Genomic DNA, 15646 nt, shown 5'->3' with positions numbered 1-15646 from the left:
TCTGCTATAGTAACGCCATAAAGCGCTTTATAAATCAAACACGGGAGTGAGTCATTTGGCAAAAGATTATTCAAAACTTGCTAGTGAAATTATAGCACAGGTCGGTGGGGAACAAAATATCGTTAGCCTGTATCATTGCATCACTAGATTGCGTTTTAAGTTGAAAGATGTCGAGTTGGCACGAAAAAATAAGAACAAAATTCAGCAGCTTGATGGGGTATTGTCAGTCATTGAAGGAAATGGCCAGTTTCAAGTCGTGATCGGGAATCATGTGGCAGATGTTTTTCAAACGATCATGAGCAAGTATTCGATCCAAAACGCTTTGGAAAGTGATGGAGATGCCGAAGAATCAACAGAAAAACAAGGCAATGTATTTATCCGATTCTTCAATGTATTGTCTGCGATCTTTAATCCAATCATTGTTGCGCTTGCAGGGGCAGGGATGTTGAAAGCTTTACTAGTTGTTTTTACGACCTATCATTTGATGGACGCAGAAGGAAGCACCTATAAAATATTAGCTGCTGCTGGCAATAGTGTCTTTTATTTCTTGCCTTTATTTTTAGCGATCAGTGCAGCGCGGATTTTCAAAGTCAATATGTTTATTGCTTTAGCAATCGTTGGGGCGTTGCTGGAGCCGAATTTTACAGCAATGGTGACGGAAAACGGTGTGACGGTTGATTTCTTTGGCATCCCAGCTGTGCTGATGGGGTATTCGGGTACCGTGATTCCAGCGATCGTTTCGATCTATATCTACTCGCACTTGGAACGCCTACTCAAACGGATCATTCCTAAGAGTATCGAGATTTTTGCTCTATCGCTAGTGGCTCTTTTGATCATGGTGCCTCTGACCGTTTTGATCATTGGACCGGTAGGTGTAATGCTTGGGGACGGTTTAGGCAATGCCATGAACTTTATCAGCGATAAGAGTGGGCTGTTGGCTGGCTTGTTGATCGGTGGCGGTTGGACATTCTTAGTAATGATCGGGATCCATTGGGGAGTTGTACCGATCATGGTCAATAACCTAGCGGTATATGGCTATGATACGCTGCGCCCGATGATCGCAGCAGCAACATTTGCGAGTGCTGGGGTTGCTTTAGGTGTATTTTTACGCTCTCGCAGAAAAGAAACCAAAGGTCTGGCGCTATCTTCCTTGCTTCCAGCATTGCTTGGAGGAATTACAGAACCCATCGTCTATGGACTTTCGGTAAAATTTAAAAAGCCGTTGATTGCTCAAACCATCGTTGGTGCCATTGCTGGTGCGTTTATGGGCATGATGCAAACCAAGGCCATCGTCTATGTTTTTCCAGCATTGACGACATTGCCAGCTTTCTTTGGGGACACCTTTGTGTACTATTTGATCGGCATTGCCTTTGCGTTCTTCGGTACTGCTATTTTGACCTATGTATTAGGATTTGAAGAAACGCTAGAACCTGTTTTAGAAGAAGGTGCAGGGCTGCAAGTGATGACACCAGTTGCTGGTGAAGCGATCACGCTTGATGATGTCAAAGATGAAGTATTTTCTTCTCGAGCAATGGGAGATGGATTAGCCGTTTATCCATCAGCCGGCGATATTTATGCACCACTTACTGGTACGGTTGTGACAGTGTTTCCAACTGGACATGCTTTTGGGATCCAATCAGCTGCTGGGACGGAAGTGTTGGTTCATATCGGCTTAGACACGGTTGATTTAGCAAAAGGCGTGTTTGAGATTTCGGTGAAACAAGGGGATCAAGTCGTGAAGGGGCAAAAAATTGGCACCTTTGACTTAGCAAAAATTATTGGAAAAGGATATGATCCGACAACCATGTTGGTCTTTACCAGTGTGATCAAAGAAGATGCATTGACAGTTGTGGATCAAGCGAAAAAAGACGTTACCGCATTGGTAGCAAATGATTTATTAAAAGGAGCGATTTCATGAGTGTATTTCCAAAAAATTTCCTATGGGGCGGCGCAATCGCCGCAAATCAAGCCGAAGGAGCTTATTTGGAAGGAGGAAAAGGATTAAGCGTAGCAGATATTTTACCAGTTGGTGAAAAACGTATTGAGCAAGTTTCACTGCAGCTTGAAGAGGAAAACTTTTATCCGAGCCATGAAGCCATCGACTTTTATCATCGGTACCCAGAAGACATTGAACTGTTTGCGGAAATGGGCTTGAAGTGTTTGCGTACCTCAATTGCTTGGAGTCGCATTTTTCCGAATGGGGATGAGACGGAACCGAATGAAGCAGGTTTACAATTTTATGACGATTTATTTGATGCCTTGAATGAAAAAGGGATCCAACCAGTTGTTACGTTAGCTCACTTTGAGACACCACTGCATTTGGTAACGAAATATGGTGGTTGGCAAAATCGTGCACTGATCGATTTTTTTGATCGGTATACAAAAGTGGTTTTTGCACGCTATAAAGGGAAAGTGAAATATTGGATGACTTTCAATGAAATCAACCATACCCATACGATCCCTTTACTCGCAGCAGGTATCGATGTGTTTTCTTTCGAGACTGAAGAAGAAAAATTACAGGCACTTTATCAAGCGAGTCATAATATGTTTGTTGCAAGTGCCAAAGCAGTTCTGAATGGGAAGGCAGTAGATGAAAACAATCAGATTGGCTGTATGCTGTCACTGAGTCCGATTTATCCTGCAACGTGCAACCCGCAAGATGTTTTTGAATCGTATCAACTGCGCCGTCGTTCTTTGTTTTATAGTGATGTGCAATTGCGAGGAGCGTATCCTGAATACTTCGACCGCATCGTGAAGGATAATCATCTGTTGCTGGACATTACAGAAGAAGATCTAGCGATCATTAAAGCGGGGACCTGCGATTATTTAGGCTTTAGTTTTTACCGCAGCTCATTACATGAAGCGGGCATGAAAATTTTAGGTAATACTGGCGGATTATTGGGGAAAAAGAATCCTTACCTAAAAGAAACTGCTTGGGGATGGCCGATCGATCCGTTGGCATTACGCTATGTTTGCAGCGAATTGACTGATCGCTATCAAAAACCATTATTTATCGTTGAAAACGGAATTGGTTTAAAGGATGTTGTCAATGAAGATGGATCGATCGTCGATGAAGAACGGATGGCTTATTTGAAAGACCATGTAAAGGCAATGGCGGAATCGATCAAAGATGGCGCAACGATTCTAGGCTATACATGGTGGGGACCGATCGATATCGTTTCTGCGGGGACAGGAGAGATGGAAAAACGATACGGCTTTATCTATGTCGATAAGCAAAATGATGGTAGCGGAGATCTTTCCCGCAAGAAAAAAGCTAGTTTTGCGTATTATCAGCAAGTGATCGCCACGAATGGGGAAGCGTTGGCGTACGAATCATTTTTGAAAGGCGGCAAGTAAAATGAAAAGTTATTTTCCAAAAGATTTCCTCTGGGGGGGAGCAACAGCTGCCAACCAAGTTGAAGGAGGTTCTGGGATCGATGGAAAAGGCTTGTCGGTTTCTGATGTCTATCTGTTCGATTCCTCAATGCCGAAAGAACGTTGGACTGACCAATGGCATATGATGACTCATCAGCAAGTTGCAGAAGCACAGGATCCTAACAGCACGAAATACTATCCGAAAAGACAGGGCATCGATTTTTATCATCACTTTAAAGAAGATATTCGCTTATTTGCTGAGATGGGCTTCAAAGCCTATCGGATGTCAATTGCTTGGACACGGATCTTTCCAAAGGGGAATGAGGTAGAGCCAAACGAAGCTGGATTGGCATTTTACGACGCAGTCTTTGATGAATGTTTGAAGTATGGGATTGAACCAGTGGTATCACTATCCCATTATGAGATGCCTTTGTATTTAGTGACTGAGTATGGAGGATGGCCGAATCGGCAAGTGATCGACTTTTATGTCCGTTTTGCCAAGACCGTGATTGAGCGATACCAAAAGAAAGTCAAATACTGGGTGAGTTTTAATGAAATCAACTGTGTCAAACACCATCCATATGTTAGTGTTGGGATCATTGAAGAAGGCCATCCAAATATTGAACAAGACAAGTACCAAGGGGCGCACCATCAATTTGTCGCCAGCGCAATCGTGACTGACTTTTGCCATCGATTGATTCCCGATGCCAAGGTCGGCTGTATGATCAGCTATCAATTATTAACGCCGTACAGCTGTGATCCAGATGATGTCCAAAAAACAGTCGAAAGTCAACGAACCTCACTCTTTTTCAGTGATGTGCAGGCAAGAGGCTATTATCCAGCATATGCCAACCGCATGTTTGAAGAAAAAGGAGTGGAATTGGTGATCGAACCAGGAGATTTAGAAGTCATCCGGGAAAACCCTGTGGATTTTGTTTCCTTCAGTTACTATATGTCCAGTGCAGTCAGCGCGCATCCAGAACGATTGGAAAGTGCTGTCGGGAATTTGATTACTGGTGGGATCAAAAACCCCTATTTGCCAAGCAGTAAATGGGGTTGGCAGATCGATCCCAAAGGGTTGCGAACAGCATTGAATCAACTCTATGATCGCTACCAAAAACCTTTGTTTATTGCCGAAAACGGTTTGGGAGCAGAGGATGTCGTAAACGAAGATGGCACCATCGATGATTTTTATCGAATCGACTATCTGCGTCAGCATATTGAACAAATCAATGAAGCGTTGCATGATGGCGTCGAGGTCTTTGGCTATACGGCATGGGGCTGCATCGATATCATCAGTGCTTCGACCTCACAAATGTCGAAACGCTATGGTTTTATCTACGTCGACCAAGACGATGAAGGCAATGGCACAAAGAAACGCTTGAAGAAAGCGTCTTTTGATTGGTACAAAAAAGTAATTGCTTCAAACGGCGCAACTCTTTGATTTTTGATTCTTCCAGATAAAGCAATTCCTAGGCTTAATCATAAGGTTTCTTAACAATTTCGCTTATTATCAAGAAAAAAGCCCAAATTTATTTGCTATTTTATTTTAACCATGCTATGATGAATAGGTAAAGTTCTGATATGTTAATACTTGTTTATCTTTTCTATTGATACACACTTCAATTACACATCATTTTCTATTACAAACAAATAAACACAGTCGATGTGTAATATGGAGGTATACGTTTATGAATAACGGTACAGTAAAATGGTTTAATGCAGATAAAGGTTTTGGATTTATTACAGGTGAAGACGGCAATGATGTATTTGCTCACTTCTCAGCTATCCAAGGCGACGGCTTCAAAACTTTAGAAGAAGGTCAAGCAGTGACTTTCGACGTTGAAGAAGGCCAACGTGGCTTACAAGCAACAAACATCGTTAAAGGTTAATTGACGTTAACAAGCGAGAATCCATTGGGTTCTCGCTTTTTTTTTGTTTTATTTTATATAAGTATTGAAATGGATAAGGTTTCCAGGATCTGTTACAAGAGAATAGTTGCAGGATTTGAGAGCCTAACATGGTAAATAGTACATCTTTGCTTTCGATAGTCAACTAACCCTAAGCGTTGTGTTTTACTTATCCATGATTTCTCATTCGATGATAAGCGTATAAAAAGAGGAAAAGAGAAAGAGGGCACTATACCGTATTCAATAAATAAATGCTTTTCACAGTAAATGAAAAAGTGATTGAACAGGTTTAGTAGCATCGCTACCAATAAAATCACTGATCGCAAGTGATTCAAATGGCATGTCTCATTTGAATAGAATAAAGAAACAGGTACAGTGGAAAATGCCACGATTCAATGTATGGTCCCCCGTACTTATACAAGAGCAATCGATGTGCAAGATCGATAATTCTTATTCGTTTCATCGATATTGTCTTGAATCAATTGCAAAAGTAGAATATATTGATACAAATTAGATACTTTTTTTATTGCAGATGGGAACAAAGATGATTACCTATCGAGGGGGAATCTATATGAAGCCAAAAGAAATACTTTGCCAATGGGTTGATGCGTTTAATCAAGCAGATGTAGAATGTATTTCAGAATTATATGATGACAATGCAATAAACCATCAGGTTGCCAATGAGCCAGTTATTGGGAAAGAAGCGATAAAGCAGATGTTTGAGCAAGATTTTTCTAACGCAAAAATGGTTTGTATCGTTGAGAACATTTTCGAAGATGGACAATGGGCAATTTTAGAGTGGCGTGACCCATTAGGTTTGAGAGGCTGCGGTTTTTTTCAAATAGTAAATGATAAAATTTTATTTCAAAGAGGCTACTGGGATAAATTATCTTTTTTAAAACAGCACGACTTGCCTATTGAATAAAAGGAATTCCCGTATAGGAATGGTTAGCAGATATGCATGACAGGAAGGTTGATCGCTTCACGTAAAATTCTTAAAGGGCAACACTGTATGAAAACAAAGCTTTTGGTTTAAGTAATGTTTAAGAATAAGTACGTTTTCTTCCATTTGCACTCTGTCTCGTGGTATAGTTATTAATAAGCGACAAATATTTTTGTACCACACGTTACTTGTTTTGAAGAAATTTATTCAAACCTGGCGTAACTTCAGAGTTACAAGGATACAATAGAGGTTAGGGATTGTATCGTTTAAATGAGAAATAAATAATAGTAGTAATAGTATGCTGCACTTTCAAAGAATAAATATTGACTCGTCAGATAGCCTTCTCGTTTACCCAAACGAGAGGGCTATCGTTCATTAGAAAAGAAAAAGTGTCTTTTCCTAAAAGAAAGGAAGAAGACACTTTTTGGCTTTATTCTGCTTTGAGGGGGATCGTCAGCTTGCGATCATCGGTTTGATCGTCGAGCATTGAATCGACATATTGCTTCAAAAAGTAAGAATAGGTCGCTAACCACTGATACTCCTCGGAGTCTTTGATGGCAGCTATTTCCTCGACTGAGTAAGTATCATTGCCAGTAAAAAGGGCCGTGTTCAGCTTCGTGACAAACGTGCAAAGTTGTGTGATCTGGGCTTCTGACAGTTCAGACACGGCGGACAATTGGTCGCGGACCAGTTGGTCGGTGTCATTTTCAAAAATACTTTTCTGGTAGTTTTGATAGTCCAGTAACTGTTCATCAGTTTGCTTCGTTTCAGCCGCCCAAGCATCTAGATCAATTTGACGAGCTTCATAGTCGATTTCCTTGTCAGAAAGAGAAAGGACGCCGTAGCCTAATTCTGCTGTTGAATAAGACCCAGTGACTGCTTCATAAAGCGAATCATTCCCTTCGTTAATGTCTTGAATGTGGATATGACCAGAGAAAACGGCTGGCACGTTGAAACGGTCCAACAAAGCGACAGTTTCGGAGGCATTATCGAGAACATAACCGTCTTGTAACAATTTATTATGACCAAACAAGTTATGATGTAAAAAGACCAGTGGTACTTGCTCTGCTTCTTTTGTCAGGGTTAATTGCTCCTCCAACCAGGTTAGAGTAGCTGGTTTCAACTCACCATTCGTTGTAGGATCATCCCAATTAACCTCAGAATCGTAGATACATGAATCTAGTAAAAAGAGGCGATACTTGTCATTTAACTGAATGCTGTAGCTAAGGGAAGACTTGTCGATACTGTTGGCTTTTTCGTAACCTTCAGCAAAAATCGTTTGAAAATCCTCAGGACTGATTTGATCGGCATAGTATTCCTTTTCACCTTGAAATGCTCGCGCCCAACCATTGTAAATCTCGTGGTTGCCAGGTAATGCTAAAACCATAATGCCAGCTTCTTGCAATGGTTCAAGCAATCTTGCCAACTCTTGAGCACTTGCTTTCTCGCCATTGAGCGTCATATCACCGGTCAAAATAATTCCCGTTGGTTTCTCCTTTAAGGCTTGAGCGGTGAAGGCCTCGATTGATTGTTCTTGATACATCATCTCTTTGCCAGCAGCTCCTTGCGTGAAGGTCTGAAAGGCTTCGCCATTATCATGAAGCGTGGAGGAAAGAAAATGAATATCACTTAAGAGCCAAAACTCACTGTTGCTTGCCTGTTGCAAAGGTGTATCGGCTTCATGCATCTTACGAAATTGAAAGAATAACAGGAAACAGGTGACAAAAAGTGTAAGAAGTGCCAATGGCCAAAACCATTTTTTGTGTGTACGAATCGCGATTCCCTCCTCGCTTGTTTTATTTATTATAGGAAGGAAAAGGAATCTTGTCACATAAAGGGTCTTTTTTTGAAAGATTTCTTGTTTTCATAGTTTTTCTTGTTAAGATAATTCCGAAAAAACTATAAGTGCTCTTATTTAGGTGCTTTTATGTGATAAAAATAACTAAAATAGAAAGAACATCATTTTTTGAAAATGAAAAGAAAACGCGGTGTTTTATTCAGAAACATTGATTTAACGGTCTTTAATTGTTCTGTTATTTATCGCTGAGATAAAGGAAGTGTTAGATTGAAACATTTTTGTAACATTTCCTTTATCTGTGTGTCATATCATTATGGTAGAATTCATTTGTCGTTAAATCGAACATTAAACTTTCTTAGACAAAATTAAGTTTTTATAAAGGCAGTTCATCTGTCAAATCAACCAGCTAGTCGGAGGAAAAACGAGTGAAGAATAGTTTGTTATCAGCATTAATGGTGTGTTCACTAACATTAACCGCAGTTGCAGCACCTGCATTAGCATTTGCAGATTCCATTGATGATCAAATCGAGCAGCAAGACCAAAAAATCAATTCTCTTAAAGGTCAGCAAGCTGACGCCCAATCACAGATCGATTCTCTAGAAGCAGAAATTGAAACAGTGAGTGCAAAAGTTGCTTCATTAGAAGCAAAACAAGTTGAGTTAGGTCAAGAAGCTGAGAAATTGCAAGACAAAATCGCAACATTGAAATTGCGTATTGCCAAACGTGAAGAAGCAATTCAAAAGCAAGCACGTGATGTACAAGTTAACGGTCAAAGCACCAATTTCATTGATGCTGTTTTAGAAGCAGATTCTTTAACGGATGTTATCGGTCGCGTACAAGCGATGACAACGATCGTCAATGCAAACAATGATTTAGTTGAACAACAAAAACAAGACAAACAAGATGTTGAAGACAAAGTCAAAGAAAACGAAAGCAAGATCCAAGAAGTTGCTGCAAACCAAGCAGAACTTAGCCAACAAAAAGATGCCATTGCAGCAAAACAAGCTGATTTAAATGTCTTGAAAGCAAACTTAGCAGCAGAACAAGCAACTGCTGAAAAAGACAAAGATGCATTGAACAAGAAAAAACAAGAAGCGGAAGCTGAAAAAGCCCGTATCTTGAAAGAACAACAAGAAGCTGCTGCTGCTCAAAAAGCAGAAGAAGAAAGACAAGCTGCTGCTTTGAAAGAAGCACAAGAAGAAGCTGCTGCCCAATCAACAGAGAGCACGACAGAAAATACAGTTGCTTCTACTGAAACAGCAACAAGTAGTTCTTCAAGCAACACAAGCTCAAGTTCAAGCAATACTAGCAGTTCTAACAGCTCAAGTTCATCGAACACAAGCTCTTCGAACACTGGTTCAAGCAATTCAAGTTCAAGTAACTCAGGTTCAAACTCTTCATCAAACAATGATTCTACCGGAAGTACTTCTACAGGCGGCGGAAAAGATCATTCAAGCTCAGGGAACATGTATGCTTGGGGTCAATGTACTTGGTACGTGAAAAACCGCGCTCCTTGGGTAGGTACTTACTGGGGTAACGGGGCCCAATGGGGTGCGTCAGCTGCAGCTGATGGGTACACTGTCAATGGTACACCAGCAGCCGGTGCTGTTGTAGTCTTTGCCGCTGGTCAATCAGTTGGTGGCGTTTGGACTGCTGATCCAACTTATGGTCACGTAGCCTATGTTGAATCATACAACCCATCAAACAATACGATCACGATCTCTCAAGGCGGAATGGGCTTTGACAGTCCTGGTGGACCAAACACTGCAACATTGAGCGCATCTGGATATACTTACATCCATCGCTAATCAAATCAAAAGCAAAGCATCAACGCAATCGCGTTGATGCTTTTTTATTTGATCGATCGCTTTCTAAATCGGTCAGACAAGAGAATTACCCAGAGAGACAAGACAGGGTTCTCTCAAATCTTATCAAGATTCTATAGAAAATAGGAGGTTTCTCGTTCTACTATCAAATAGTGAGAAACGGTGAAAAGGTCGTTTTTGAAGTTACCATCAGTTCTTCCATTGCACGAGAAATCGCCGTATAGAGAATCCGCTGATCTTGATCGGTATGATAATTTTCTGCTGAAACATCATATAAAAGAACCTGCTTAAATTCCAATCCTTTGGCAAGATGAATCGGTAAAACCGTTCCATGAAATGACACGGCCTGTTTATCGAAGAATTGTTTAAGCTCTTCACTGGATCGACTATCTTTTGTGATGATCGTTACTGGCTGCTTAAGTTCCTTTACTATGTCTACCAAGGCAACGTCAGTCAGATTGGCATAAAACTGTGGCAACTTTCCTGCTGGTCGAACGGCAGAGATGTTTAAATTGGTTTCTTTTGGTAGCATTTGAGCAAATAACCGTGTGATTACACCGCTAGACCGATAACTCGTAGTCAGCTGATACGTTTCGAGGGATTTCGCCTGTTGTTGAAATATCGTTTGGATTTCTGATACGGTGATGGCACTTGTAAAAATCGCCTGTTGCTGATCCCCCACGAGGGTGAAAGCGGTCATAGGAAAAAGACATAATAGAAACTGCAGTTGTGCTGGCGTATAATCTTGGACTTCGTCGATAAAGAGATAGCGCAAAGCAGGGACAGGTTGTTTTTCGGCCACCAAATGACGTATCAGCAATAGACAAACAGTATAATCCAAACTATCTGTTGTTTGCGTCAAAGTGATCTGTCCATGAGTAAAATAGTCGGCACTGTCTGCTAACAATTGTTTCGTATCAAACCACGTAAGGTCGTTGATTTGTTTCGTAACTTTTGCATATTTTTTCTTTAGGAGGCGAAGGGCTGCTTTCTGAATCGTTTTTTCTGAATCATCTTTTAAAACTGTCCCTAAAAGGGATCGTTGTTCATCTTCAGTCAAAGAACGAACTTGGTCGTGAACATTCGCTGCTAAGGCATTTTTTTGCAATCGTTCCTCCCAAGCGTAAGCCAATTTCTTTTTGACAGCTTGGATGCGATCGCGCAAGGGTGCCTGTTTCGGTGTTTCTTGGAAGAAAGTGTCGATCGTTTCTTCAGAAAAAAGGACGACGTTTTTTCTTTTGATTGGTTTAAACTGAAGCACAAGTTCTTCTGGCAGCTGTTTGCTCAAGGATTGAAGAAAGCGGCTGAAGTCAGCACTGCGTAAAAGTTCGATTGCTTCACTGGGTGCTTGCTGGATGCGGTCAAAATAAGCCTCTTCCGATTCTAAGTCAACGCTAGGAAATGCTTGGCAAAACTGCCGCATGGTCAACGTCAATGGATTTTTTTCACCGAGGGAAGGCAGCACTTGCGAAATATAATCAATAAACCGCGAATTCGGGGAGAGGATCAAGACATTCTCTGCGGTCATCTCTTCACGAAAATGGTACAGCAAAAAGGCGATCCGCTGCATGACAGCAGAAGTTTTTCCGCTTCCAGCAACACCGTTGACCAGTAGGTTTTTATGCGCTAAGTCACGGATGATGACGTTTTGTTCGTGTTGGATCGAAGCAGTGATATCCTGCATTTTTTGGCTATTATTGGCTTCAAGGGCTGCCAGTAACACGTCATCTTGAATCGCCACTGAGGTATCAAAGGCTTGCTTCAATTGATCTTTTTCGATAATAAATTGACGGCGTTGTTCAAGAACGGCAGAAATCGTCTGATTGTTCACTTGATAAGAGACCGGACCCAAGCGTTTGGCATAGAACAATTCGGCAATTGGGGAGCGCCAATCATAGATCAGCCCTTCCTTATTTTCATTAACAAAACCATTGATCCCAATGTAAAAATCTTCTATCGTTTCCTCATCTTCAAATTGTAGGGAGATTTTACCAAAGTAGGGACTATCCAGAAGACGGTCGATGGCAGCTAATTCACGTTCAGCAGATTGAAGAGCGGCGTTCATTTGGTCGATCTCACGATTCTTACTTTCGATGGCAGCAAAAGTATCTAAACGGTCAGCAAAATTATCAAAGTTTAAGCGAATCTCTTCGCCGATGCTTTGCATCGCAAGGCGATCTTTTTTTCTGCCTTCAGTCAAGAAACTGTTCAGCACTGTCTTTCGTGTTAGCAATTGCTGGTACGTGTCTGCGAGATGCTTCTTTTCAGCCTTTAGGTTGTTCATTCAGACTCACATCCATTCTCCAAAGTAACTCAATTATACGGGCATCCACCAAAAATACTAGTCTATTTTTTTGACTCTGGATGCGGTATAATAATAGTGGGAAGAGGCAGCTGATTGTTCCAATGTCATGGGAGCAAGCAGAATGCGTCTATTTTTTGTTTTAAAAATGAGAAAAAGGGTCATTGCTTGTGTTTTTGAAGGGGCTGTTTATACTGAATATAGAGAAAAATACAAAGCGAAAAATCGTTGAGGGAGTGTCAACATGTCCAAACTATTGTCACCAGTGAAGCTAGCGAATTTAACATTGGCCAACCGCGTCGTTATGTCGCCGATGTGTATGTATGAAGTAAAAAAAGAAGACGGTGTTGCGGAGCCCTTTCATTTTGTTCACTATGGGGCACGAGCATTAAGCAAAGCCGGATTGATCATTATCGAAGCAACTGCCGTTGAACCAGACGGACGAATCACAAACAATGATCTAGGGTTATGGAATGAAGAACAGCAAACAGAACTGACGAAATTGGTGGAACTGCTGCATGGGTTCGATGCGCAAGTAGGCATCCAACTAAGCCATGCAGGACGAAAAGCAGTTGATGCCACCAATCCTTTGGCACCAAGTGCCGTTGCCTTTAACGAACGCTACCCGTTACCGTCAGAAATGACCCTGGCGGAGATCAAACGGGTGCAAGACAGTTTTGTTCAGGCTGCCCAACGAGCAGCTAATGCGGGTGTCGCGATGATCGAACTTCATGGGGCTCATGGCTACTTGATGGATCAATTTCTTTCGCCATTCGTCAATCAACGCACCGACCAGTATGGTGGTTCCTTAGAGAATCGGTATCGCTTTGTAAAAGAAACGGTACAAGCAGTTCGGGCGGTCTTTTCTGGGGCATTGTGGATGCGCTTGTCACTGACAGACTATGAAGAACCAGGACGCCAAAATTCGTTGGAAGATTGGCAGCAAGTAGCCCAATGGCTTCAAGCAGATGGCATTGATTGTCTTGATTGCTCAACCGGTGGTGTGGTGGATAAAAAGCCTAATATTCCGATCTATGATGGCTACCAAGTGCCCTTTGCTGCAGCCATCAAGCAAGTGGTCGATATTCCCGTAGCAGCAGTCGGTTTATTGGATAATCCTGATCTTTGCGAATATCTTTTGCAAACCAATCAAGTGGATTTGGTTTTACAAGGCCGCGCGTTGATCAGAAATGTCAACTGGTTGGCAGATGCAGCGGCTAAACTTCACGATAAGTCCTTTCAAGCGTACAATGATTCCTATCAACGTGGGGTGAAACGTTGAATCATGTTTTATTACATGAGAGTTGATTCGAAAGAATGTCTTGTAAGTGTAGAGATCGGGAATGGAAGAAAAGTAGAGATTTACTTGCGGTTTTTCTTTCAAGAAAATTTTTAGTATAGGTATTAATCGAAATAAGAGAACAATGGACGATGATTTGTCGTTCCTTGTTCTTTTTTTGACTTTTATAGATCAACTTTATGAACGTATCCCACTTTTTTTCGTTCTTTTGCATTAAATAGCTCATAGTGTTGAACTGTTTAGTTCACGATGGTATAGTTTAGGCAAGTTTTCGAAAACGATTACAAAAAATGGAGGTGTTGAAATTGGATATCGGTCAACTGATTGATGAACGATTCATTTTATTTGATGAGCAAATTCGGACAAAAGAAGAATTGTTTACTCAAGCATCTGTTTTATTCGAGTCCTCAGGAGTTATCAGTAATATAAAGAAGTACAAAAAAGATTTATTTCGTCGCGAGAAACAAACCTCTACTGGGATTGAAGATCATTTTGGTATTCCTCATGCAAAAAGTAAGGCAGTACTAAGGCCCGCAATCGCCTTCGTAAAGTCGAGTCCAATTACTGATTATCAAGCAATTGACGGAACGGCTGTCACCTATTCTTTTGTCATCGCAGTACCTGAAAAGAGTACTGACGATCATTTAATCATCTTAAGCAATCTCGCACGATTGTTGATGCACGAAGGATTTCGAAATGCAGTAAAGAAGGCAAAAGACGCCTCAGATATTATTAATAATATTCAATCAAATCAATCAGAAAAGAGGGAACCTGTATGAAAATTGTCGGTATTTCTGCTTGTCCGACTGGAATTGCGCATACGTATATGGCTGCTGAAAAACTGGAAAAAACGGCAAAATCATTGGGATATACAATCAAAATCGAGACACAAGGAGTAAAAGTCGAAAACATTTTGAGTACAGAAGAAATTCAACAGGCAGAGGTTGTCATTTTAGCGGTTGACAAAGAAGTACAGACCGACCGATTTGCTGGAAAAAAAGTTAAAAGAGTGTCAACCGCAAGAGCAATCAGAGAACCAGAAAAAGTAATTCAAGAGGCAATTGATGGGGTAGAAGTGACCACGGTTGCCCAAGCCGAGCATGTTTCAAACGAATCTGGAAAGAAAGCTGGCATTTATAATCATTTCATGAATGGCGTTAATTACATGTTGCCTTTGGTTATTGCTGGTGGAATTTTAATTGCGTTTAGTTTTGCTTTTGGGATCAATGCAGCTGATCCTAGCGATCCATCATACAATCAAATTGCCGAAGTTTTAAGCACGATTGGTGGGAATACGGCTTTTGCATTGATGGTTCCTGCACTTGCAGCAGGAATTGCCACTTCCGTTGCCGGTAGACCGGGCTTTGCCGCTGGTTTGGTTGCGGGAACGATGGCGGCAAGTGGAGGATCTGGTTTTTTAGGTGGGATGGTTGGTGGTTTACTCGCTGGGTATGCTACGGATTATTTAGCGAATAAAGTAACAGTAGCAAAATCATTTGCGGCACTCTATCAGTTGATTATTGTTCCTTTGATCTCAGTTGCTGTGACTGGCTTTGCCATGTTTTATTTCATTGATAAACCAATCTCTTATGTATTGGATGCTTTGACGAATTGGCTTAATGGACTTGGTTCTACGAGTGGTGTGGTATTCGGCTTACTGATAGGCATTATGATGGCAGCTGATATGGGCGGTCCCATCAATAAATCGATTTCAACCTTTAGTATTGGTTTGATGTCGGCAGGAGTTAATGCACCAATTGCGGCTTGTATGGCTGCCGGGATGACACCTCCTCTAGGCATTGCCTTGGCTTCTATCTTGTTTAAGCAAAAATTTACTCAAGAAGAACGAACTTCTGCTCAGTCTTGCTGGGTTTTGGGATTATCTTATATTACTGAAGGTGCGATTCCATTTGCTGTCGCTGACCCATTACGAGTAATACCTAGTTTGATGGCAGGTTCAGCAACCGCTGCTGCAATATCAATGGGTGTCGGCGTAACTTCATTAGCTCCACATGGTGGTATCTGGATCTTACCGATTCCCAATGTATTGAACAATCCGTTGATGTATGTCGTGGCAATCGTTTCTGGAACGGTGGTTACAGCATTGATGTTAGGGTTTTTGAAAAAATCTAGAACTGAAATGGAACGCCAACCAACCGATGAAGGAAAACTGATTTAGAAACTATTTATAA

The 15646-nt window shown here is 41.3% G+C and carries 11 protein-coding genes; 9 read left to right on the top strand and 2 right to left on the bottom strand.

Going from position 1 to position 15646, the window contains the following annotated elements; translation table 11 throughout:
• Window positions 1-46: 46 nt before the first annotated feature.
• From IGI89_RS01165 to IGI89_RS01145, 5 genes are all read left to right on the top strand, one after another.
• Window positions 47-1918, top strand: coding sequence for a beta-glucoside-specific PTS transporter subunit IIABC (locus IGI89_RS01165; RefSeq protein WP_438735160.1), 1872 nt, complete (start codon window positions 47-49; stop codon window positions 1916-1918).
• Window positions 1915-3357, top strand: coding sequence for a glycoside hydrolase family 1 protein (locus IGI89_RS01160; RefSeq protein WP_005237340.1), 1443 nt, complete (start codon window positions 1915-1917; stop codon window positions 3355-3357). Before IGI89_RS01165 ends, IGI89_RS01160 begins: the two co-directional genes overlap by 4 nt.
• 1 nt (window position 3358) lies before the next feature.
• Window positions 3359-4819 carry a glycoside hydrolase family 1 protein gene (locus IGI89_RS01155; RefSeq protein ID WP_438735159.1) on the top strand — a complete coding sequence of 487 codons (1461 nt, stop codon included), beginning with the start codon at window positions 3359-3361 and terminating at the stop codon, window positions 4817-4819.
• A gap of 247 nt (window positions 4820-5066) precedes the next feature.
• On the top strand, window positions 5067-5267 hold the full coding sequence (locus IGI89_RS01150) for a cold-shock protein (RefSeq protein ID WP_005225331.1): 201 nt from the start codon (window positions 5067-5069) through the stop codon (window positions 5265-5267).
• A 589-nt stretch (window positions 5268-5856) separates the two neighbouring features.
• Window positions 5857-6210: a nuclear transport factor 2 family protein gene (locus tag IGI89_RS01145; RefSeq protein ID WP_005237337.1), complete on the top strand. Its 354-nt coding sequence runs from the start codon at window positions 5857-5859 to the stop codon at window positions 6208-6210.
• A 448-nt stretch (window positions 6211-6658) separates the two neighbouring features.
• Here IGI89_RS01145 and IGI89_RS01140 read toward each other — a convergent pair whose 3' ends face one another.
• Window positions 6659-8059, bottom strand: coding sequence for a metallophosphoesterase (locus tag IGI89_RS01140; protein WP_438735157.1), 1401 nt, complete (start codon window positions 8057-8059; stop codon window positions 6659-6661).
• A gap of 392 nt (window positions 8060-8451) precedes the next feature.
• On the opposite strand from IGI89_RS01140, the gene IGI89_RS01135 reads away from it, so the two are divergent.
• Window positions 8452-9834 (top strand): CHAP domain-containing protein, encoded by a 1383-nt coding sequence (locus tag IGI89_RS01135; RefSeq protein WP_042890032.1) that lies wholly within the window; start codon window positions 8452-8454, stop codon window positions 9832-9834.
• A 163-nt stretch (window positions 9835-9997) separates the two neighbouring features.
• On the opposite strand, the gene IGI89_RS01130 is transcribed toward IGI89_RS01135, so the two are convergent.
• A complete protein-coding gene (locus IGI89_RS01130; protein ID WP_061053849.1) occupies window positions 9998-12136 on the bottom strand; it encodes a HelD family protein in 2139 nt (712 codons plus the stop codon).
• 262 nt (window positions 12137-12398) lie between these two features.
• Between IGI89_RS01130 and IGI89_RS01125 the strand changes: the two genes are divergently transcribed.
• The 3 genes from IGI89_RS01125 to IGI89_RS01115 all read left to right on the top strand — a co-directional run bounded on the left by IGI89_RS01125 (window position 12399) and on the right by IGI89_RS01115 (window position 15633).
• Window positions 12399-13436, top strand: coding sequence for an NADH:flavin oxidoreductase/NADH oxidase (locus IGI89_RS01125; protein WP_061053850.1), 1038 nt, complete (start codon window positions 12399-12401; stop codon window positions 13434-13436).
• 314 nt (window positions 13437-13750) lie between these two features.
• Window positions 13751-14233, top strand: coding sequence for a PTS sugar transporter subunit IIA (locus tag IGI89_RS01120; protein ID WP_225869358.1), 483 nt, complete (start codon window positions 13751-13753; stop codon window positions 14231-14233).
• Entirely contained in the window at window positions 14230-15633 is a 1404-nt protein-coding gene (locus tag IGI89_RS01115) for a PTS fructose transporter subunit IIC (RefSeq protein ID WP_016613797.1), read from the top strand. Before IGI89_RS01120 ends, IGI89_RS01115 begins: the two co-directional genes overlap by 4 nt.
• The last annotated feature ends 13 nt before the right edge of the window (window positions 15634-15646 follow it).

This window comes from Enterococcus sp. AZ141 (assembly GCF_051714385.1).
Classification (GTDB): domain Bacteria; phylum Bacillota; class Bacilli; order Lactobacillales; family Enterococcaceae; genus Enterococcus_D; species Enterococcus_D entomosocium.
The sequence above is the reverse complement of the archived record's forward strand: the minus strand, read 5'-3'. Positions and strand labels throughout refer to the sequence as shown.